The sequence below is a fragment of the Mesorhizobium sp. M9A.F.Ca.ET.002.03.1.2 genome (assembly GCF_003952365.1).
In the GTDB taxonomy this organism is placed as follows: Bacteria; Pseudomonadota; Alphaproteobacteria; order Rhizobiales; family Rhizobiaceae; genus Mesorhizobium.
This window is the reverse complement of record NZ_CP034443.1, coordinates 2,135,462-2,156,236: the sequence shown is the minus strand read 5'-3', so window position 1 is coordinate 2,156,236 and position 20,775 is coordinate 2,135,462. Positions and strand designations below refer to the sequence as shown.

Here is a 20,775-nt window from a genome sequence, read left to right as displayed (position 1 = left end):
TCTAGGGGGGAGATCGGTCATCACTGCCTTCGCCAATTTCCAACGTGGCAGGAATAAACGGGGCGCCGAAGCCGCTGATCTCCCCCCTAGAGGGGGAGATGTCCGGCAGGACAGAGGGGGGCGCCGTAGAGCGGCGGCGCCACAAGGCGGCCGCTCCGACTCCATCACTACAGCGTTGTCTGCGAGCATGATCTTCTCCCGAAGACCGCCACCTCGTCCTATTGCCGTGGCACAAGCGCCAGCGCGCGGATCGGGCTGCCGGTGCCGTGCTCGATCTTCAGCGGTGCCGCGATCAGGATCGCGCCCTTCGGCGGCAACCGGTCGAGGTTGCAGAGGCTGGCGAGGCCGTAGCGGTTGGCCTTGTGCATCAGGCTGTGCGCCGGGAACGGCGGCTCCATGCCGCCGGCCTTGCCGGCGTCGGTGCCGATCGTCTCGCTGCCCCAGCCCTTGATGTCCTTGCTGATCAGGAACTGGATCGCTTCTGCCGTCGGTCCGGGCGTATGCGGGCCGGTCTCGTCGGCGTTGAGGAATTCGGCTTCCGAGCCGTTGCGCTTGTACCAGTCGGTGCGCATCACCACCCATTCGCCGGCGTTGATGGCGCCGTGCTCGGCTTCCCACGCCTTGATGTGGTCGACGGTGAGCAGGAAGTCATGGTCGGCGGCGGCTTGCTTCGAACAGTCGATGACATTGACCGGGCCGACGAAGTTCTGCGCCGGAATGGTGTCGGTGCCGCCGTCCGGATAGTCCTTGCCGGTGATCCAATGGTTGGGCGCATCGAAATGCGTGCCCGAATGCTCGCCGAGTTTCAGCCAGTTCCACGCCCACCACGGCCCGTTCTTGTCAAAGTGGGAGATGGCGTGGATCTCGATCTTCGGCGTGTCCACCGCCAGTTCGGGCGGCAGCTTGATCAGCGGCGTGTCGGGACCGAGCGGCGCCGTCAGGTCGACCACCTGGATGGCGCCTGAAAGAAGCTGGCCGGCGACCTCGCCGAGGAGTTGTTGCGTGTCCATGGTCTCTGTTCCCTCTTCTTGGATGGCTCTGAAGGCTCGTTGCGGCCCTTAATATCCTACTAGACGAAAACATATGCATCTGCAATTATCTTTAAGCATAAAGGAAATGGGTTGGGTGGGCGTGAGCGAGTTTGACGCCATATTCGTCGGGGCGGGCCATAACAGTCTGGCATGCGCCGCGCATCTGGCGCTCAAGGGCTGGAAAACAGGGATTTTCGAGCGCAGCGCAACAATCGGCGGCGCCGTCCAGACCCGCAAATTCACGCTGCCCGGCTTCCGGCACGATTTCGGCGCGATGAATCTGAGCCTGTTCGCCGGCTCGGCCTTTCACAAGAAATATGCAAATGAATTGAAAGCCCACGGGCTGGAATTCGCGCCGGTCGCCGATTGCTTCGCCAGCGCCTTCCCGGACGGGAGCTGGTTCGGCGTCAGTAACGACCTGGAAAAGACCGCTGCCCGGATGGCCGCTCTTTCCCCGGCCGATGCCGCGACATGGCGCCGGCTGGTGGCGGCTTTCCCGGCGGAAGCCGAGCATCTGTTCCGGCTGCTGGGCGCGCCGATGAGCGGCCGGGCGCTGGCCGGCACCACATGGAAGCTGTGGCGGAAGAAGGGCTTGGCCGGGGCGCTCGACACCGGCCGGTTGCTGCTGTCTTCACCCCGCGCCTGGCTGGAGGAGACTTTCGAGTCTCCACATGTCAGGGCGACGCTCGCCACCTGGGGTATGCATCTCGATTTCGCGCCGGACATCGCGGGCGGCGCGGTGTTCCCCTACCTTGAGTCGATGGCCAACCAGTGCTTCGGCATGGTGCTCGGCAAGGGCGGCGCCGACACCATCATCCGCGCTTTGTCGGGCATGGTCACTTCTGCCGGCGGCAAGATCGCCACCGAAGCGGAGGTGGCCGAGATCACGGTCTCTGCCGGCAAGGCGACCGGTGTACGGCTCGCTTCCGGCGAGACCCATACCGCCAGCAAGGCCGTCATCGCCGGTGTGGCGCCCGGGGCGCTGCCCGGCAAACTGCTGCCTGATGGTTCAGGCGACGCCGGCTTCGACACGGCGATGAAAAAGTTCCGCCACGCGCCGGGCACGATGATGATCCATCTGGCGCTGGACGATCTGCCGGGCTGGCGCGCCGGGCCTGAGCTTCGGCAATTCGCCTATGTCCATCTGTCGCCGTCGCTCGACGCCATGTCGCGGACCTATCAGCAATCCATGTCGGGCATGCTGCCGGACGAGCCGGTGCTGGTCGTCGGCCAGCCAACCGCGATCGACCCGACGCGCGCACCGGAAGGCAAGCACGTGCTGTGGGTGCAGGTGCGCATGCTGCCTGCCGAGATCCTTGGCGATGCGGCGGGCACAATCGCGCCGGCTCACTGGGATCAGATCAAAGAACGCTACGCCGAGCGCGTGCTCGATATCATCGAGACCTATGCGCCCGGCCTTCGCAAAAAAATCCTCGGCCGCGCCGTGTTCTCGCCGCTGGACCTCGAACGCGAGAACCCCAACCTCGTCGGCGGCGACCAGATCTGCGGCAGCCATCATCTGGCGCAGAATTTCCTGTTTCGCCCGGCGCGTGGTTATGCCGGCTGGAACACGCCGGTCACGAATTTGCATCTCACTGGTGCTGCAACATGGCCAGGTGCCGGCACCGGTGCTGCCTCGGGCTACATGCTCGCCCAACAGCTTGGCGGGAGGTAGAGCCAGGACTTCTTCTAGGGTGAAGGACGAGCGAGGCGCGGTTGCCCAAGGAGCCTGAACCCACTGATTAGACAGACGCCGCGCAAAGAAAATACAACCAACAGGGGAACGACCATGACAATCAACAGACGCGAATTGCTCGGATATGGCGCAGCGGCGCTTGGCGCCACCGTCATCGGCCTGCCGCAAACGGCCAAGGCGGCCGGCGAACTGACCATCGCCTACAACGTCAACCTGCCGTCCTGGGACCCGACCACCGGGCCTTCGGCGGTCAACCCGACCATCCAGGGCCTCTACCAGTCGGTGTTCGACCAGTTCATTCCGCAGAAGCCGGACCTGTCCTTCGCGCCGGGCCTGCTGACCGAATGGGGCTGGAACGACGACCGCACCAAGATCATGATGACGGTGCGCGACGGCGTCACCTGGCACGACGGCTCGCCGTTCACCGCCGAGGACGTGGTCTGGTCGCTGCAGCGGGCGGGCGACGAAAAGACCGGCAACCCGATCCAGTTCGTCTGGAAGAACGTCAACAACTTCAAGATCGACGGCAACAAGATATCAGGCGATGTCGTGCAGTTTGACCCGGTCTATTTCAAGTGGATGTCGTTCCTGACCGGCTACATCATGCCGAAGGCCTATTACGAGAAGGTCGGGGCCGAAGGTTTCGAGAAGGCGCCGATCGGCACCGGCCCCTATATGGTCGACAAGTTCGAGCGCAACGCGTTCCTGCGGCTCAAGGCCAACCCGAACTACTGGGGCGGCAAGCCGGCCTTCGAGAATGTGACGATCAAGTTCGTCACCGACGCGGCGAGCCGCGTCGCCGAAATCGAGTCCGGTTCGTCGCAGGTCACGCTCGAAATTCCTTATGAGGAATATGACCGCCTGATCGCCAAGGACGGGCTTGCCGGCTCGCTCAAGAATGTTTCCGACATCGGCATGGTCTTCTTCAACGACATCGACGCGATGCTGGACAAGAACGTCCGCCAGGCAGCAGTGATGGCAGTCGACAAGAAGCTCTTGGTCGACCGGCTGCTGCGCGGCTACGGCCTGCCGATCGACACACTTGAGACGCCGGAATACGCGGCCTACGATGCGTCGATCAAGGTCGAACACAATCCGGAAAAAGCCAAGGAATTGCTGGCCGCGTCCGGCTATTCGCCGGAAAAACCGGTCAAGTTCACCATACAGACGACCAAGGGCTTCAAGCCCAAGGATTACGAGATGGTCCAGGCGATTGTCGGCATGTGGCGAAAGGTCGGCATCGAGGCGACGATCGAGGTCTACGAGATCGCCAAGCACTACGAATTGCGCGCCGCCGACAAGCTGGCGCCGGCGGCCTTCTACAATTGGGGCAACGCCATCGGCGATCCGACCACCTCGACCGGCTTTGCCACGTATGGCCCGAGCCCGCACTCGGTGTGGGACAGCCAGGATCTGATCGACATGATCAACCCGCTTTGGGGCGAGAAGGACGAGGCCAAACGCATCGCCGGCTGGAAGGCCGTCGACAAATATATCGCCGAGCAGGCCTATGTGCTGCCGCTGATCCAGTATGCGCAGCCGATCGTGCATGCCAAGGGCGTCAATGTCGTGCAGCATGTGTCCGGCGCGCTGCTGCCGGCGCTGATGACCCCGGCCTGATATTGGCGCGAAGAGGTGCGCCTTCTCCGCTTGCGCAGGCCCCCTCATCCGGCCTTCGGGCCAACTTCTCCCCGCTGGGGAGAAGAGGCTGGCTCAGCCGCCTGCGACCCTCTTCTCCCCTTGGGGAGAAGGTGGCCGCGAAGCGGCCGGATGAGGGGGCCTGTTCGTTAGAAACGCTCTAGGCCGACGCCAGAATGCTGCTGCAAAGATTTCTTATCCGCCTGCTGACGATGGCGATCACGCTGTTCGGCGTCGCCGTCGTCGTCTTCGTCGTCATCCGCGTCGCGCCAGGCGATCCGATCGCGATGATGCTGCCGCCCGGCGCCACCGATGCCGACATCGCCCGGCTGCGTGCGCTCTATGGGCTCGACAAGACCATCGTCGAGCAGTTCTTCATCTGGCTGTCCGGCGTCATCAAAGGCGATTTCGGCACCTCGATCTCGCTCAGGCAAGACGTGCTGGCGCTGGTCTTCAACCGGCTGCCGGCGACACTGGAACTCGCCATCACAGCCCTGCTGATGGCGCTGGCGATCGGCGGCACGTCGGCGATCCTCGGCGCGCGCGAACGCGGCACTGCGGTCGAGGCCGGCATCGACATCGCCAGCGGCGCGGCGCTTTCCATTCCCGATTTCCTGTGGGGCCTGGTGCTGATCCTGTTGTTTGGGGTGCTGGTGCCGGTTTTCGACATTTCCGGCCGGGTGTCGCCGCAGCTCGACCTGCCCTTCGTCACCCAGTTCTACCTGTTCGAGAGCCTGGTGCGGCTGCGCTTCGACCTGACCAGGGATCTTCTGGCGCACATGCTGATGCCAGCGATTGCGCTCGCGCTGCCGCTCGCAGCGATCATCTCGCAGCTGCTGAAACAGTCGCTGAAGGAGGTGCTCGATCTCGATTACGCCGTGCTGGCGCGGGTGAAGGGCTTTTCGGAAACGCAGGTCATCCTGCGTGAAGCGCTGAAGAATGCCGCGTTGCCGACGCTGACCCTGGTCGGCGTACAGTTCACCTTCCTGATCGGCGGCACGGTCATCGTCGAGCGGCTGTTTTCTTATGAAGGTCTCGGCAACATGGCGATCGACGCCGTCATCAACCGCGACCTGCCGCTGATCCAGGGCATCGTGCTGGTCTTCGCGCTGCTGTTCGTGCTGATCAACCTTGCCGTCGACATGATGTACGCGCTGCTCAATCCGAGGCTGCGCTATGGATGACGGCCGCATCTCAAGACATGGCTCGGGCGCAAGGCTGTGGCTGGCCGGCGGCTGGCTGCTGCTGGCTTTGCTTGCCGCGCTCTTCGCGCCGCTGGTGGCGCCACAGGATCCGCTGGCGCAGGATCTGATGTTCGAACGCCTGCCGCCGTTCTGGATGAGCGGTGCCGAGCCGGGCTACTGGCTCGGCACCGACAGCCTCGGCCGCGATCTCCTGTCGCGGCTCATCTTTGGCGCCCGCATCGCCTTCATCGTCGCCTTCGCGGCGGCCTTGGCCGCTTGCCTGGTCGGCTCGACGCTCGGGCTGATCGCGGGCTATTTCGGCGGCTGGGCCGACCGCATCATCTCGCGCATCGTCGATGTCTGGATGGCGTTTCCGCCGGTGCTGTTCGCCATCCTGCTGGTCGCCGTGCTCGGCACGGGCTTGAGCTCGGTCATCATCGCCATCGCGGTCATCGACTGGACGCGCTTCTGCCGAGTGATCCGCGCCGAGACCATGGGCCAGGCGCGCATGGACTATGTCGAGAACGCCCGCATCGCCGGCTATGGCCGCCTCGGCATCATGCTGCGCGAGGTGCTGCCCAATGTGGTGCCGTCGATCGTGGCCCTCTTGTCACTGGAAATGGGCATCGCCGTCATCGTCGAGGCGATCCTGTCCTTCGTCAATCTGTCGATCTCGACCGACGATCCGACCTGGGGCGGCATCATCGCCGAGGGCCGCCTGTCGATCCATCAGGCCTGGTGGGTGCTGGTGTTTCCGCTGGTCACGCTGATCCTGACGGTGCTGTCGTTCAGCCAGTTCGGCGAGGGCCTGAAGGCCCGTTTCGATCCGGTGCTGCGATGAGTGCGGCGAGATCCTGCCTCGACATCCGCTCCTTGAGCGCCGTGCTGCCGAATGGCGCGCGCGTGCTGCGCTCGGTGTCGCTCTCCGTTCAACCAGGTGAGGTGCGCGCGCTGGTCGGCGAGAGCGGCGCAGGCAAGACGATGATCGGCAAGGCGATGCTCGGCGTGCTGCCGCCCAGCGTGCGCATCGTCGAAGGCGACATGCTGCTCGAGGGCGAGGATCTCGGCCGGCTTCAGCCAAAGGCAAGGCGGACGCTGATCGGCGCCCGCACCGCGCTGATCCCGCAGGACCCGCTGACCGCGCTCAACCCGTCGCGCCGCATCGGCCCGCAGATGACTGACCGGCTGGTGCGCATCCTCGGCTGGAGCGGACAGCGAGCCGACGCCCGTATCCGCCAATTGCTGGACGAGGTGCAGATCCGCGATCCGGACCGTGTCACCAAAAGCTATCCGCACGAGCTTTCCGGCGGCATGCGCCAGCGCGTGCTGATCGCCGCCGCTTTCGCCGCCGAGCCAAGGCTGATCGTCGCCGACGAGCCGACCACGGCGCTCGACGTGACCGTACAGAAGCAGATCCTGCGGCTGATCGCGCAATTGCAGCGCGAACACGGCACGGCGATCCTGTTCGTCACCCACGATCTCGGCGTCGTCGCCAAGATCAGCCAGAAAGTGTCCGTGCTCTACGCCGGCAAGGTGGTGGAGGAGGCCGAGACGACGGCACTGTTTGCCGCGCCGCGGCACCCCTACACACAAGCGCTGATGGCGGCCACGCCGCGCTACACCGATCCGTTCGCCTCGCTGAAGCCGGTGGACGAAAAGGTGCTGGCCGGACTGGCGGCGGAGATCGCCGCCGCCGACCAGGCATGGAGGCGGCCGCATGGCTGAGCCGCTCATTTCCGTGCGCGGGCTGAAGGTCGCGCTGCCCGACATGACGCGCAAGCCACTGATCGGCCGGGCGCCGATGGCCGAGATCCTGAAAGGGCTGGATTTCGACCTGCCAAAGGGATCGGTGACCGGCATCGTCGGCGAATCCGGATCGGGCAAATCGACGCTCGGCCGCGCCTTGGTGCGGCTGCTGGAACCCAGCGCCGGCAGCATCATTTTCGACGGCCGCGACATCACGCATCTGCCGGAGGCGGAACTTCGGCCGCTGCGCCGCAACCTGCAGATGATCTTCCAGGATCCGATGTCGTCGCTCAATCCGCGCCGCACGATTTTCAGCATCATCGCCGCCCCGCTCAGGCAAAACGGGTTTGGCGACAATCTGAAGGCGCGTGTCGCCGAGGCTTTGCAGCGCGTCGGCCTGCCGCAAAGCTTCGCCAGCCGCTATCGCCACGAGTTGTCGGGCGGCCAGCGCCAGCGCGTCGGCATTGCCCGCGCCTTGGCGCTGTCGCCGAAATTCGTGCTGGCCGACGAGATCGTCTCCGGCCTCGACGTGTCGACCCAGGCGCAGATCCTGACGCTGCTGGAAAGGCTGGCCGCCGAAATGGGCCTGACCGTCGCCTTCATCAGCCACGACCTGTCGGTGATCCGGCGGCTCTGCCGGCAGGTGATCGTCATGCGCGAAGGCGCGATCGTCGAAGCCAGCGCCACCGACGCCTTGTTCGACAACCCGCAACAGGCCTACACGCGCGATCTCCTCGCCGCCATTCCGCTGCCCGAGATCGATGCCGACTGGCTGCTGCCCGCGGCGAAGGTGCCGACATGAAAGCGGCCGCAGCGATCGTCTATCTCATTCGCACGCCGAAGAGCGGGCCTCGGGCGTGCGCCCCGGCAAGTCACCCATGTCCCGCGAGAGGATGACCGAGATGAACAATGCACTCCGAAACGCAACGCTTGCAGCCGCCGTCCTGGCCAGCATCGGCACCGCTTCCGCCGGCTCCATTCCCGGCATGCGCGGGCACGATCACACCGGGGTTACGGTGCCCGACATGAAGCAGGCCGTCGACTTCTTCACCGAGGTCGTGGGCTGCAAGAAGGCGATATCCTTCGGCCCGTTCGCCGACGACAAAGGCACGTTCATGCAGGATCTGCTGGGCGTCGACCCCAAGGCGGTGATCGAGGAAATCACCCTGGTCCGCTGCGGCCATGGGTCGAATATCGAGCTGTTCAAATATACCGCGCCCGACCAGAGGGACCTGCGGGCCCGCAACAGCGACATCGGCGGATTCCACATCGCGTTCTATGTCGACGACATCGCCGCCGCAAAAGCCTATCTCGACGAAAAGGGCGTCAAAACGCGAATGGGTCCGCTGCCGGTCACCGAAGGGCCGGCCGCCGGCCAGACCATCCTCTATTTCCAGGCGCCGTGGGGTCTGCAGCTGGAAGCGATCAGCTATCCCAACGGCATGGCCTATGAAAAGGACGCGGAGACGGTGCTGTGGAGCCCGAAGACCCCGGAAAAATGATCCGGCAAACGCGTGCTTGCGGGTCTGACCGCAGGCACGCCACAGGCATCCGAGGCAAATCGCTTCAATTATGAAACTTCAAGCTTGAAATAATTTACCTCAGGCGCAATACTACGGACAGAAAGCGAAGAGGAGATCGCACGCATGAAGGTTGCGGTTCTCGGCGGTGGACCAGCCGGCCTCTACTTTGCCATTTCGATGAAGCTCAGGGACGCCGCCCACGAGGTGACGGTGTTCGAGCGCAACCGCGCCGACGACACATTCGGCTGGGGCGTCGTGCTGTCGGCCGAGACGCTCGACAATCTGGCAGGGAATGACCCGGTCAGCGCGGTCTGGATCAGGAAGCATTTCGCCTATTGGGACGACATCGCCGTCATCCATGACGGCGTGCGCACGGTCTCGACCGGCCACGGCTTTTGTGGCATCGGCCGCAAGCGGCTGCTCATCCTGTTGCAGCGGCGGGCGCGTGAGCTTGGCGTCAAGCTGGTCTTCGAAACCGATATTGACGATCCCAAACCCTATATGGAGTGCCACGATCTGGTGGTCGCCGCCGACGGTCTGAACTCGAAGGCACGGGGCGCCTTCGTCGACGTGTTCAAGCCCGATATCGACACCCGCAAATGCAAGTTCGTCTGGCTCGGCACCAGCCAAAAGTTCGACGATGCCTTCACCTTCATCTTCGAGAAGACGGAGCATGGCTGGGTGTGGGCGCATGCCTACCAGTTCGACAAGGATACCGCGACGTTCATCGTCGAATGCAGCGAACAGACATGGGAGCGCTTCGGCTTCGGCGCGATGTCGCAGCAGGAATCGATCGCGGTGTGCGAACGGATCTTCGCCAAGCACCTCGGCGGCCACGCGCTGATGACCAACGCCAACCATATCCGCGGTTCGGCCTGGATCAATTTCCCGCGCGTGCTGTGCGAGCGCTGGTCCTACAAGAATCTGGCGCTGATGGGCGACGCGGCGGCGAGCGCGCATTTCTCGATCGGCTCCGGCACCAAGCTGGCGCTGGAAAGTGCGGTGGCATTGGCCGACTATGTCGAGTCAGAACCGGACCTCGAGGCCGCCTTCCGCAAATATGAAGACGCCCGCCGCACTGAAGTGCTGAAACTGCAATCGGCGGCGCGCAATTCGCTCGAATGGTTCGAGGAGGTCGAGCGCTATCTCGGCCTCGACCCGGTCCAGTTCAACTATTCGCTGCTGACACGTTCGCAACGCATCAGCCACGAGAATCTGCGTCTGCGCGACGCCGAGTGGCTGGCCGGCGCCGAAGAGTGGTTCCAGCGCCAGGCCGGCGCCGGCAGCAACAGCCTGCATCGCGCGCCGATGTTCGCGCCGTTCCGGCTGCGCGACATGGCGCTGCAGAACCGCATCGTCGTCTCGCCGATGGCGCAGTACAAGGCCGTCGACGGCTGCCCGACAGACTGGCATTTCGCCCATTATGCCGAACGGGCCAAGGGCGGCGCCGGCCTCATCTACATCGAGATGACTTGCGTCAGCCCGGAAGGCCGCATCACGCCAGGCTGCCCCGGCTTCTACGCGCCCGAACACGAGGTGGCCTGGAAACGGCTGGTCGATTTCGTCCATACCGAGACCGAGGCGAAGATTTGCGCCCAGATCGGCCATTCGGGCGCCAAGGGCTCGACCCGGCTCGGCTGGCAAGGGAATGACGTGCCGCTGGCAGCAGGCAACTGGCCTGTGATGGCGGCGTCGGCGGTGGCATGGTCGCCTGAGAACCAGGTACCGAAGGCGATGGACCGCGCCGACATGGATCTGGTGCGCGACCAGTTCGTCGCCTCGGCCGAGATGGCTGATCGTTGCGGCTTCGACATGCTCGAGATCCACGCCGCGCATGGCTATCTCCTGTCCTCCTTCATCACGCCGATCACCAACCGGCGCACGGACGCCTATGGCGGCTCGCTCGAAAACCGCATGCGTTATCCCTTGGAAATCTTCCATGCGATGCGCGCTACCTGGCCGGCGGAGAAGCCTGTTTCGATGCGCATTTCCGCCAATGACTGGGTCGGCATCGAAGGCGTGACGCCAGCCGACGCGGTCGAGATCGCGCGGCTCTTACATGAGGCCGGCGTCGACATTTGCGATGTGTCGGCCGGCCAGACTTCGGCCGAGGCAAGGCCGGTGTATGGCCGCATGTTCCAGACGCCGTTTTCCGACCGCATCCGCAACGAGGTCGGCATGGCGACCATGGCGGTCGGCAACATCTACGAGCCGGACCACGTCAATTCGATCCTGATGGCCGGCCGCGCCGACCTCGTCGCCATGGCAAGGCCGCATCTCACCGATCCCTACTGGACGCTGCATGCAGCCGTCACGCTCGGGGACCGCGGCGTCAAATGGCCGGACCCTTATCTGCCGGGCCGCGACCAGATCTATCGGCTGGCCGAACGCGACGCGGCAGCGGGGCTGAAAGTATGAGCGCCGCGACGATGACAGCGCGGCACGCGCTGGTCACCGGCGGCGGCTCCGGCGTCGGCCGCGCTATCGCGCTGGCACTGGCCGGCTCCGGCATCGACGTGACCATCTGCGGCCGGCGCGAGGCAGCGCTTGCCGAGGTCGCTGGGGAAAGCGACCGCATTTTCGGAATCGCTGCCGATGTGACCGACGAGGCGGAAATGGCTTCCCTCTACAGCCAGGCGGAAGCGGCGCGCGGGCCGATTGATATCGTCGTCGCCAATGCCGGCATGTCCGGCAGCGCCCCGGCACAGCGGACATCGCTCGCGGACTGGCAGCGCACGCTCGACGTCAACCTGACCGGGGCGTTCCTGACGGTGAAGCCGGCGCTGGCCGGCATGGCCGCGCGGAAAACAGGCCGTATCATATTCGTCGCGTCGACCGCCGGCCTGAAAGGCTATCCTTATGTCGCGGCCTACGTGGCAGCCAAGCATGGCGTCGTTGGTCTGATGCGGGCGCTGGCGGTCGAGACCGCCAAATCCGGGGTGACGGTCAACGCCGTCTGCCCGGGCTTCGTCGAAACCGAGATGCTGGAAAGCTCCGTCCAGCGCATCGTCGAAAAGACCGGCCGCTCGGTTGAAGAAGCAAGGACGAGCCTTGCCTCGACAAACCCGCAAGGCCGCTTCATCCAGCCTGAAGAGGTTGCAGCGGCCGTCTTGTGGCTGTGCGGCGACGCCGCCCAATCGGTCACCGGGCAGACGATCTCGATCTCGGGAGGCGAGACATGGTAGCCGGCCCCCTGCCCGCGCCATCCGGACCCGGCAAGGACCGGCTGCGCCTGTGGGTGCGGCTGCTGCGCGCCTCGCGTAGCATCGAGGCCGAATTGCGCGAGCGCCTGCGGCAGGAGTTCAACACCACGCTGCCGCGCTTCGACGTGATGGCGGCACTCTATCGCGTGCCGGAAGGTATGCTGATGAGCGACCTGTCGCGGTTCCTGCTGGTGTCCAACGGCAATGTGACTGGCATTGTCGACAGGCTGGTTTCGGAAGGACTCGTTACCCGCGCCCGGCGCAATGGCGATCGCCGCACCTCGATGGTGCGCTTGACCGAAGAAGGATCGAAGGCTTTCGCCGTGATCGCCGCCGCGCATGAAAGCTGGATCGGCGAGCTGCTGGGCAATGTGAGCGAGGACGAGGCGCGCCGGCTGACCGGCATGCTGAATTCCTTCCGCAGCAACTGGGAGGGACGGGAATGACTGAAATGGCCGGCCGCAAGCCGAAGCATTTCCTCTGGCAGGTCGAAGGCAAGATCGCAACAATCCGGCTCGACCGGCCGGAGCGCAAGAACCCGCTGACCTTCGACAGCTATGCCGAACTGCGCGACACATTTCGCGATCTCGTCTATGCCGACGACGTCGATGCGGTGGTGTTCCTGCCCAATGGCGGCAATTTCTGCTCCGGCGGCGATGTTCACGACATCATCGGCCCGCTGGTCACGATGGACATGAAGGCGCTGCTCGCCTTCACCCGAATGACCGGCGATTTCGTCAAGGCGATGCTGAATTGCGGCAAGCCGATCATTGCGGCGGTCGACGGCGTGGCCGTGGGCGCCGGCGCCATCATCGCCATGGCCTCCGACATCCGCATCGCTACGCCGGAAGCCAAGACGGCCTTCCTGTTCACCCGCGTTGGTCTCGCCGGCTGCGATATGGGCGCCTGCGCGATCCTGCCGCGCATCATCGGCCAGGGCCGCGCCGCCGAGCTGCTCTACACCGGCCGGACGATGAGCGCTGAGGAAGGCGAGCGCTGGGGTTTCTACAACCGGCTGGTCGATGCGGCGACGCTCGAGGCCGACGCGCTCGACATGGCCGCGCGTATCGTTTCCGGCCCGACCTTCGCCCACGGCATCACCAAGACGCAGTTGAACCAGGAATGGTCGATGGGCCTCGACCAGGCGATTGAGGCGGAAGCCCAGGCGCAGGCGATCTGCATGCAGACCGGCGATTTCGAGCGCGCGTATCAGGCCTTTGTCGCCAAGCAGAAGCCGGTGTTCGAAGGGGATTGAGGATGGTCGTTTTAACGGAGATGTTGGCGGGACAGCGCCCCCCTCTGTCCTGCCGGACATCTCCCCCACTTGGGGGGAGATTGGACGTCACCACTGCTTTCGCCAATCGCCAGCGTTGCAGGAAAGGCGCTGCGGGCGGAGCTGCCAATCTCCCCCCTCGTGGAGGAGATGTCCGGCAGGACAGAGGGGGCGCCGTAGAGCGCTAGGCCTGAAGGACAGCGGAGGCAAACCCAATGCCTGACCGCTCCTTCCTCGACTGGCCGTTCTTCGAGGACCGCCATCGCGAGCTGGCCGAACGACTGGACGCCTGGTGCGCCAAGAATTTGCCGGTCGATCATGACGATGTCGACGCCGCCTGCCGCGCGCTGGTGGCGAAGTTGGGCCAGGACGGCTGGCTGAAACCAACGGCGCTCGACACGGACAATCCCGGACCGCTCGACGTGCGCGCGCTGTGCCTGACGCGCGAGACGCTGGCCCGGCATGACGGACTGGCCGATTTCGCCTTCGCCATGCAAGGGCTCGGCACCGGCGCGCTGAGCCTGTTCGGCACGCCGGACCAGCAGCGCTGGCTGGCGAAGACGCGCGCCGGCAAGGCGATTTCCGCCTTCGCGCTGTCGGAGCCGCGCTCCGGATCTGATGTCGCCAATATGGAGATGACCGCCGCGCGTGACGGCGACGACTATGTGCTGTCGGGCGAAAAGATCTGGATCTCCAATGGCGGCATAGCCGATCTCTACATCGTCTTTGCCCGCACCGGCGAGGCGCCGGGCGCCAAAGGGCTTTCCACTTTCATCGTGCCGGCCGAGACCAAGGGCCTGACCATCGCCGAGCGGCTGGAGGTGATCGCGCCGCATCCGCTGGCACGCCTCTCCTTCGACGAGGTCCGCGTTCCGGCCTCGGCCTTGATCGGCCGGCCGGGCGACGGTTTCCGCATCGCCATGTCGGTGCTCGACGTGTTCCGCTCGACGGTCGGGGCGGCGGCGCTCGGCTTTGCCCGGCGCGCGCTGGACGAAAGCATCGGCAGAGTGGCCGAGCGCAAACTGTTCGGCGCGCCGATGGCCGAGCTGCAGATGGTGCAGGGCCATATCGCCGACATGGCGCTGGATGTCGATGCCGCCGCCTTGCTGGTCTATCGCGCCGCCTGGACCAAGGACATGGGGGCGGCACGTGTCACCCGCGAAGCGGCGATGGCCAAGCTGTTCGCCACCGACAAGGCGCAAGAGGTGATCGACAAGGCGGTGCAGCTGCATGGCGGCGACGGCGTCCGCAAGGGCCATATCATCGAAAGCCTGTATCGCGAGATCCGCGCGCTGCGCATTTATGAGGGAGCGTCCGACGTGCAGAAGGTGGTCATCGCCAGGCAGGTGATGGGAGCGGCCTGAGGCCGAGAAATTGCGGATTGGACTGGTTCGAATTCCGAATACCGCGAACCAGATTTGACTATCGGGAGGCTTGATATGCACACCATCCTGCAGCCGGAAGGCTGGGCAAAACCTGTCGGCTACGCCAATGGCGTCGCCGCGCGCGGGCAGCTGATCTTCATCGGCGGCCAGGTCGGCTGGACCGGGCAAGGCCAATTCGAAACCGATGATTTCGTCGGCCAGGTGCGCCAGACGCTTGCCAACATCGTCGCCGTGCTCGCCGAGGCCGGCGCCAAGGCTGAGCATATCACCTCGATGACCTGGTACTTTACCGACAAGGCCGAATATCTGGCCAATCTCAAAGGGATCGGCGAAGCCTATCGCGAGGTCATCGGGCGACATTTTCCGGCCATGGCCGCCATGCAGGTGATGGCGCTGGTCGAGGATCGCGCCAAGGTGGAGATCCAGGCGACGGCGGTCATCCCGGAGTGAGGCTCGACGCTGGTTGGACGATGCAAGTCGCGCCCGGTGTGGCCGATCAATCGTCGAAGTTGGGCCGCAGCGACGTTCGAGCGGACGACGTCTGATTTCGATCGAACGTCATTGCTTGGCTTGGCCGGCAAGGAGCCTTGGCTGTTCGCCCAATCTGTGATCAGATGATCACGCCCGCTTCGGCTGGGCGATCACAGTGTGCTGTTTGCACATAGCTTCTGTCGGAGAAAAGCGAAACCGTGGCTCTGGGATTTGAACCGGTATCGGGACGTGTGACCGTCCAGGATGGTGTCTACCAGCAGCTTCGGCATGCGCTGATGGTCGGCAGCTTCGATCCGGCCCAGGTGCTGACCATTGCCTCGCTGGCGGAAGCCTTCGGCACCTCGAACATGCCGGTGCGCGAGGCCTTGCGCCGGCTCGCCGCCGAGAACGCGCTGGAGATATCGCAGAACGGCTCGGCCTGCGTGCCGGTCGTCACCCGCGCGCGGCTCGACGACCTCTGCCGAGCGCGCGTCGCCGTGGAGGGGCTGGCCGCCGAACTCGGGGCGCCGCGCCTGACCGCTTCCGACATAGCCATATTGCAGCAGATCACCGCCGACCAGCAGGCGATCGGGCGCAACGGCAGCATCTACGAGCTGATCGCCAAGAACCAGCAGTTCCATTTCATCATCTACCGCGCCTCCGGTTCCGACGTGCTGTTCCAGCTGATCGAGACGCTGTGGCTGCGCTTCGGGCCCTATATGCGGCTGTTGTCAAACCATGTCGCACCTTTGATGCGCGCCGGCACGATGGAGCCTTCCGGGCGGCACACGGCGATCATCGCGGCGCTGAAGGATCGCGATTTCCCCCGAGCCCGCGAAGAGGTGGTTGCAGACATCACGACGACGCAGGAGACGCTGCGCGCGATCTGCCCCGACATGCCCGAACCCAAGCCAATCGAGTTCGCCGGATTCGGCAAGGCCTCCTGAAGCTCCGCCGCGGTCAAACGCTAAATCGACGCCGGAAAGTGCCGATCCGCGACCGCTCGCGGTCGGAAAAAATCGCCCCGATTTCCCGATTGAATCGTATTTCTTCGCCGGCAGCGATTGATCCATATTTCGTTTTGTGATCACATGATCACAGGGAGCAAAGCGCAGTGTCTGGTTATTTTCTCTACCATTCGATCGGAACGTTTCCCGGCAAGGCGGAGCGCATGGCTGCTGCCCTGTCGGAATTCTCGAACATCTGGTCGGCGGAAGATGACGGCCAGTGGCCGGCGGCCCTTGCCGCGCGGCAGCGCTTTATCGATGCCTGGGGCTCGCTGATCGATGCCCCACAGGGGACCCTGACCACAGCCGAGAACGTCACATCGGCCCTTTACAGCCTGATCGGCGCGCTGCCGTCCGAGCGGCTGGCGGGAAAACGCCTGCTGGTCGCGGCCGACTGTTTTCCGAGCCTGCACTTCCTGCTTGCCGGACTTGCCGAGCGCTTCAGCTTTACGCTCGACACCGTGCCGCTGCGGGCCGGCGAGAGCTGGGTGCGCGACGAGGATTTCATCGCCCGCTGGCAGGACGATGTCGGCCTTGCCTTGCTGACCTTCGTCACCTCGACAGCCTCGCACCGCTGCGACGTGGCGCGGCTTGCCGAGCATGGCCGGGAGATGGGCAGCATCGTCGGTGTCGACATTACGCAAGGCGTCGGCGTGACGCCCTTCTCGATTGCGAAGACGCCGGTCGATTTCGTCGTCTCGACCTCATTGAAATGGCTGTGCGGCACTTCGGGCGCCGGCGTCCTGCAGGTGGCGCCCGATCTCCTGGCAACATGCCGGCCGGAACTGCGCGGCTGGTTCAGCCAGCCAAACCCATTTTCGTGGGATCTCGACAGTTTTGCCTATGCGGACGATGCGCGGCGTTTCGACCATGGCACGCCGGCCATCCTGGCCAGCGTCGCATCGCTGCCCGGCCTCGAATGGGTGGCCGAGACAGGTGTCGACGCTATCCGCGCACAGAACGCCAGCATGACCGAGCGCATCATAGGCTGCGCGCTGGACAATGGCTGGGCGGTCCGCTCGCCGCTCGATCCAGACGAGCGCGGCGGCAGCATCATGCTGACCTTGCCGCAAGGCGTCGACCCGGTGAGGACAGTGTCGACGCTGCGCGATGAGCGACTTTACTGCGACGCGCGCGGCGCGACGCTCAGGCTGTCACCCGGCATGGTCACCACGGACGACGCGGTGGACGCACTGCTGGAGCGTCTGCAACGGTTGATCGGCACGCGGCACCGCCGCGCGTCCTGACTTCAGGCGCCGCCTCGCCTGCAGCGTCCGGAAATACGGCGCTGAAAGGGGTGGAAGTGGAAAGCGCCACAGGGAGTGGCCGAACCAGAGGGAACGAAAATGAGCTTCACTCGCCGTAACCTGCTTCTTCTCGCTGCCGCCATCGGCATTGCCGCCGGCCCGGCCACCACCTATGCCGCGGACGTGCTGAACGTCGGCGCCTATCCGACAAACCCGCCCTTCGAATACAAGAACGAAAGCGGCACCTTCGAGGGCTTCGAAGTCGACATCGTCAACGAGGCGGCCAAGCGTATCGGCATGACCACGGAAATCGCCGATCTCGGATTTCAGGCGCTGTTCGCCGCCACCACGTCGAAGCGCATCGACGTTGCCATCTCCTCGATCACGATCACGCCGGAGCGGCTGAAGTCGCAGGCATTCACGCAGCCCTATTATGATTCCGACATGGGCATCGCCGCCAAGGCAGACAGCCCGATCAAGGCCGAGGCCGATCTCAAGGGCAAGATCATCGGCGTGCTGTCCGGCTCGACCGGGGAAGCCTGGACCAAGCAGCACCAGGAGGCCGGCGGGTTCAGCGAGGTGAAGGGCTACGACACGCAGCAGAACCTGCTGCTCGATCTCAGCGCCGGTCGCGTCGATGCCGCGGTCAGCGACGTTCCTGGCCTGGAATACGCCTTCACCAAGATGAAGGATCTCGCCGTAAAAGAGCGTATCAAGACCGGCGAGCAGTACGGACTGATGATGGCCAAGGACCACCCGCTGCTGGGCAAGCTGAACGACGCGCTGACCGCGATGAAGAAGGACGGCACGCTGGCCGCGATCCACATGAAGTGGTTCGGCAGCGACGCGCCCGCCGATTCTTCGACCGTCAAGGAAATGCCGGTGCCGAAGGCCTGAGCTATGCCGAGATTGTGCCGGCTTTCCACGCCGGCCCAATCTCATGGAGCCGCCGTCGTCCTTCGACTTTCACGCATGATCCGCTCCGAAGGCCGATTTCGGGGTTCGGAGTATGCTTTAGCGTTGCGGGACGCCAAATCTTTCGGGAATGCTCCCCATGTCGCTGCTCGAGACCTTCTTCAACGCCGATGTCATGATCTCCAGCCTGCCCGCGCTGCTGCGCGGCTTCCTGAACACGCTGCTGCTCGGGCTCTTGAGCATCGGCATCGGCATCCCCGTCGGCCTGGTGATCAGCCTGATGCGGCTCTATGCGCCAAAGCCGCTGCGGCTGCTGGCGGTCGGCTATATCGATATCTTCCGGGCAATGCCGGTGCTGGTCGTGCTGATCCTGATCTACTACGCGCTGCCGTTCCTCGGCATACGCCTGTCGTCCTGGACCTCCGCGGTAACGGCATTCGCCATCATCATGGCGGCTTATTCGGCAGAAGTGTTCCGCTCCGGCATAGAGAGCATTCCGCGCGGCCAATTCGAGGCGGCGCAGGCACTCGGCCTGCCGTTTTTACTGACCTTGCGCAAGGTGGTGCTGCCGCAGGCGATCCGCGTGGTCATTCCGCCGATGACCAGCAACTGCGTTTCGATGTTCAAGGACACCTCGCTTGCCTCCACCGTGGCGCTGCCCGAACTGCTGAAGGAAGCGACCAACGCGCAGTCGCTCTACGCCAACCCCTCGCCGCTGATCGGCGCTGCGCTGGTCTATCTCATCTTTCTCTGGCCGATGGTCCGTCTCGTCAGCCTGCTGGAACGCCGCTTCAAAACCGAAAAGACCCGCTGACGCCGCCAGCTTCCCCATCCGCCAATTTTCGTATCTGTCAATGTTACATCTGTCAGGCACTTCGCAGGAGACCATCTTGAACAAGCACCAGACCCCCAGTGCGAGCGACGTCTCCGCAGCCTTCCCGGTCGACACGATCCGCGCCATGTTTCCAGCCTTGCAGCAGGCCGGCGATTTCATCTTCATGGATAACGCCGCCGGCGCCCAGATCCCGCAAAGGGTGCTCGACGCGGTGACCAATCATCTGGTCGCGCACAATGTGCAGCGGGGCGGCCGCTACGGCCGCAGCGTCACCGTCGACCAGGCGATCGCTGATGCGCGCGAAAGCGTGGCGCTGCTGATCAATGCCTATAGCCCCGCGGAAATCTGCTTCGGCATGAACGCCACCTCGTTCATCCGCCTCGTCAGCCTCGGCATCGGCCAGATGCTCGGAGAGCGCCCAAATGGGGGACGGGACGAGATCGTCATCACCGATATGGACCACGACGCCAACATCGCGACCTGGCTGGCGCTCGAATCCGCCGGCGCCAAGTTCAAATGGTGGCGGATGCGCGACGACGGCAATCTCCATGTCGACGATTTGCGCCCGCTGGTCTCCGACCGAACCCGGCTCGTCGCCTGCACGGTGACGGCGCATTCGATCGGCTCGATCGTCGATGTCGCGTCAGTGGCTGACATCGCGCATGCGGCCGGCGCCGAAGTGTTCCTCGACTGCGTCCATTACGGGCCGCACGGGCTGATCGACGTGCAGGCCTGGGACTGCGACTATCTGGTCTGCTCCGGCTACAAGAATTTCTCGCCGCATATGGGCTTCCTATGGGGCCGCTTCGAGACGTTGAAACGCCTGCCGACCTTCCGCGAGGATTTCATTCCCGACGAGCCGCCCTACAAGGTCGAGGCCGGCACCTTCATCTACGAGAATGTTTCGGGCATGGATGCCGCGGTGCGCTATCTCGAATCGATCGGCCGCAACTTCCTGGCCGAGAACAACCGGTCGCGGCGCGACAACCTCGTCGCCGGCATGAACGCGATCCGCGACTACGAGCTGGTGCTGGCGCGCGAAATGCTTACCGTGCTCAAGGATTGCGGCGCAACCATCTATGGCGTCGCCGACGAAGCCCGCCTCAGCGAGCGCGTGCCGACCTTCTGCTTCAACATCGGCACGCTGTCGCCGCAAATAATCGTCGAGGCGATGGCCGAGATGCAGATCGGCATCCGCGACGGCCATATGTACGCGCCGCGGCTGATGAAGCGCCTGAACCTTGCCATGGACAGCGGCGCCATCCGCGCCTCGCTGGTGCACTACAACACGATCGAGGAAGTCCGGCGCTTCGGCGAGACACTGCGCGCCGTCATCGCGAGGCTGTCTTGATCGGCGTCTGGAGCGAGACGCATTTAGGTTGAACCGGGCATCTCGCTCTATCTGTTTTTAGCCGCATTTGCGCGAGTGCTTCCACTTGGCTGCAAAACGCTCAAGGTCAAAACTCGATCATCTTGCAGCCGCCAATGGCTGAGAGAAATGGACGTCAGGAACGCGCCGATACTGTTGAAAAAGTCCGCGCCGGGGCCGCCTATGGCATTTGCGTAGAATGGCGTTCCGAGAAGACCCCAAAAGTGAATCCTGATTCCATGCTATGAGCCA

At 64.3% G+C, this 20,775-nt stretch carries 19 protein-coding genes; 18 read left to right on the top strand and 1 reads right to left on the bottom strand.

The window, feature by feature from the left end; genetic code table 11:
* Positions 1-218: 218 nt before the first annotated feature.
* The gene (locus EJ066_RS10680) at positions 219-1,010 is read right to left on the bottom strand and encodes a cyclase family protein (protein WP_126037470.1); all 792 of its coding nucleotides are present in this window, start codon (positions 1,008-1,010) and stop codon (positions 219-221) included.
* 121 nt (positions 1,011-1,131) lie between these two features.
* Here EJ066_RS10680 and EJ066_RS10675 point away from each other — a divergent pair, with 121 nt between their 5' ends.
* The 18 genes from EJ066_RS10675 to EJ066_RS10590 all read left to right on the top strand — a co-directional run bounded on the left by EJ066_RS10675 (position 1,132) and on the right by EJ066_RS10590 (position 20,505).
* Entirely contained in the window at positions 1,132-2,706 is a 1,575-nt protein-coding gene (locus tag EJ066_RS10675) for an NAD(P)/FAD-dependent oxidoreductase (protein WP_126037468.1), read from the top strand.
* A 114-nt stretch (positions 2,707-2,820) separates the two neighbouring features.
* Positions 2,821-4,347: an ABC transporter substrate-binding protein gene (locus tag EJ066_RS10670; RefSeq protein ID WP_126037467.1), complete on the top strand. Its 1,527-nt coding sequence runs from the start codon at positions 2,821-2,823 to the stop codon at positions 4,345-4,347.
* Between the two features lie 194 nt (positions 4,348-4,541).
* The gene (locus EJ066_RS10665) at positions 4,542-5,549 is read left to right on the top strand and encodes an ABC transporter permease (RefSeq protein ID WP_126037465.1); all 1,008 of its coding nucleotides are present in this window, start codon (positions 4,542-4,544) and stop codon (positions 5,547-5,549) included.
* Complete coding sequence (locus EJ066_RS10660; RefSeq protein ID WP_126037463.1) at positions 5,542-6,390, top strand: ABC transporter permease; 849 nt, start codon at positions 5,542-5,544, stop codon at positions 6,388-6,390. Before EJ066_RS10665 ends, EJ066_RS10660 begins: the two co-directional genes overlap by 8 nt.
* Positions 6,387-7,274 carry an ABC transporter ATP-binding protein gene (locus EJ066_RS10655; protein ID WP_126037461.1) on the top strand — a complete coding sequence of 296 codons (888 nt, stop codon included), beginning with the start codon at positions 6,387-6,389 and terminating at the stop codon, positions 7,272-7,274. The genes EJ066_RS10660 and EJ066_RS10655 overlap by 4 nt, the downstream gene beginning before the upstream one ends.
* Positions 7,267-8,097: an ATP-binding cassette domain-containing protein gene (locus tag EJ066_RS10650; RefSeq protein WP_126037459.1), complete on the top strand. Its 831-nt coding sequence runs from the start codon at positions 7,267-7,269 to the stop codon at positions 8,095-8,097. Before EJ066_RS10655 ends, EJ066_RS10650 begins: the two co-directional genes overlap by 8 nt.
* Before the next feature lie 100 nt (positions 8,098-8,197).
* A complete protein-coding gene (locus EJ066_RS10645) occupies positions 8,198-8,797 on the top strand; it encodes a VOC family protein (protein WP_126037457.1) in 600 nt (199 codons plus the stop codon).
* 144 nt (positions 8,798-8,941) lie between these two features.
* Positions 8,942-11,236, top strand: coding sequence for a bifunctional salicylyl-CoA 5-hydroxylase/oxidoreductase (locus EJ066_RS10640; protein WP_126037455.1), 2,295 nt, complete (start codon positions 8,942-8,944; stop codon positions 11,234-11,236).
* The gene (locus EJ066_RS10635) at positions 11,233-12,003 is read left to right on the top strand and encodes an SDR family NAD(P)-dependent oxidoreductase (protein ID WP_126037453.1); all 771 of its coding nucleotides are present in this window, start codon (positions 11,233-11,235) and stop codon (positions 12,001-12,003) included. The genes EJ066_RS10640 and EJ066_RS10635 overlap by 4 nt, the downstream gene beginning before the upstream one ends.
* Positions 11,997-12,467, top strand: a complete 471-nt coding sequence (locus tag EJ066_RS10630) for a MarR family transcriptional regulator (RefSeq protein WP_126037451.1) — start codon at positions 11,997-11,999, stop codon at positions 12,465-12,467. Before EJ066_RS10635 ends, EJ066_RS10630 begins: the two co-directional genes overlap by 7 nt.
* Positions 12,464-13,276 carry an enoyl-CoA hydratase family protein gene (locus EJ066_RS10625; RefSeq protein WP_126037449.1) on the top strand — a complete coding sequence of 271 codons (813 nt, stop codon included), beginning with the start codon at positions 12,464-12,466 and terminating at the stop codon, positions 13,274-13,276. Before EJ066_RS10630 ends, EJ066_RS10625 begins: the two co-directional genes overlap by 4 nt.
* Positions 13,277-13,509: 233 nt before the next feature.
* Positions 13,510-14,658, top strand: a complete 1,149-nt coding sequence (locus EJ066_RS10620) for an acyl-CoA dehydrogenase family protein (protein WP_126037447.1) — start codon at positions 13,510-13,512, stop codon at positions 14,656-14,658.
* Between the two features lie 75 nt (positions 14,659-14,733).
* Entirely contained in the window at positions 14,734-15,129 is a 396-nt protein-coding gene (locus EJ066_RS10615) for a RidA family protein (RefSeq protein WP_126037445.1), read from the top strand.
* A gap of 239 nt (positions 15,130-15,368) precedes the next feature.
* Positions 15,369-16,097, top strand: coding sequence for a GntR family transcriptional regulator (locus tag EJ066_RS10610; protein ID WP_126037443.1), 729 nt, complete (start codon positions 15,369-15,371; stop codon positions 16,095-16,097).
* 167 nt (positions 16,098-16,264) lie between these two features.
* A complete protein-coding gene (locus EJ066_RS10605; RefSeq protein ID WP_126037441.1) occupies positions 16,265-17,404 on the top strand; it encodes an aminotransferase class V-fold PLP-dependent enzyme in 1,140 nt (379 codons plus the stop codon).
* A 99-nt stretch (positions 17,405-17,503) separates the two neighbouring features.
* Complete coding sequence (locus tag EJ066_RS10600) at positions 17,504-18,301, top strand: ABC transporter substrate-binding protein (RefSeq protein ID WP_126037439.1); 798 nt, start codon at positions 17,504-17,506, stop codon at positions 18,299-18,301.
* Positions 18,302-18,458: 157 nt separating this feature from the next.
* On the top strand, positions 18,459-19,133 hold the full coding sequence (locus EJ066_RS10595; protein ID WP_126037437.1) for an amino acid ABC transporter permease: 675 nt from the start codon (positions 18,459-18,461) through the stop codon (positions 19,131-19,133).
* Between the two features lie 76 nt (positions 19,134-19,209).
* Positions 19,210-20,505, top strand: coding sequence for a cysteine desulfurase-like protein (locus tag EJ066_RS10590; protein WP_126037436.1), 1,296 nt, complete (start codon positions 19,210-19,212; stop codon positions 20,503-20,505).
* Positions 20,506-20,775: the final 270 nt, after the last annotated feature.

Coding starts and splice junctions, on each gene's coding strand:
- EJ066_RS10650 (WP_126037459.1), top strand. CDS start 7,267: ATGGCTGAGCCGCTCATTTCCGTGCGCGGGCTGAAGGTCGCGCTGCCC.
- EJ066_RS10665 (WP_126037465.1), top strand. CDS start 4,542: ATGCTGCTGCAAAGATTTCTTATCCGCCTGCTGACGATGGCGATCACG.
- EJ066_RS10615 (WP_126037445.1), top strand. CDS start 14,734: ATGCACACCATCCTGCAGCCGGAAGGCTGGGCAAAACCTGTCGGCTAC.
- EJ066_RS10655 (WP_126037461.1), top strand. CDS start 6,387: ATGAGTGCGGCGAGATCCTGCCTCGACATCCGCTCCTTGAGCGCCGTG.
- EJ066_RS10625 (WP_126037449.1), top strand. CDS start 12,464: ATGACTGAAATGGCCGGCCGCAAGCCGAAGCATTTCCTCTGGCAGGTC.
- EJ066_RS10635 (WP_126037453.1), top strand. CDS start 11,233: ATGAGCGCCGCGACGATGACAGCGCGGCACGCGCTGGTCACCGGCGGC.
- EJ066_RS10645 (WP_126037457.1), top strand. CDS start 8,198: ATGAACAATGCACTCCGAAACGCAACGCTTGCAGCCGCCGTCCTGGCC.
- EJ066_RS10595 (WP_126037437.1), top strand. CDS start 18,459: ATGTCGCTGCTCGAGACCTTCTTCAACGCCGATGTCATGATCTCCAGC.
- EJ066_RS10620 (WP_126037447.1), top strand. CDS start 13,510: ATGCCTGACCGCTCCTTCCTCGACTGGCCGTTCTTCGAGGACCGCCAT.
- EJ066_RS10630 (WP_126037451.1), top strand. CDS start 11,997: ATGGTAGCCGGCCCCCTGCCCGCGCCATCCGGACCCGGCAAGGACCGG.
- EJ066_RS10600 (WP_126037439.1), top strand. CDS start 17,504: ATGAGCTTCACTCGCCGTAACCTGCTTCTTCTCGCTGCCGCCATCGGC.
- EJ066_RS10640 (WP_126037455.1), top strand. CDS start 8,942: ATGAAGGTTGCGGTTCTCGGCGGTGGACCAGCCGGCCTCTACTTTGCC.
- EJ066_RS10660 (WP_126037463.1), top strand. CDS start 5,542: ATGGATGACGGCCGCATCTCAAGACATGGCTCGGGCGCAAGGCTGTGG.
- EJ066_RS10670 (WP_126037467.1), top strand. CDS start 2,821: ATGACAATCAACAGACGCGAATTGCTCGGATATGGCGCAGCGGCGCTT.
- EJ066_RS10680 (WP_126037470.1), bottom strand. CDS start 1,010: ATGGACACGCAACAACTCCTCGGCGAGGTCGCCGGCCAGCTTCTTTCA.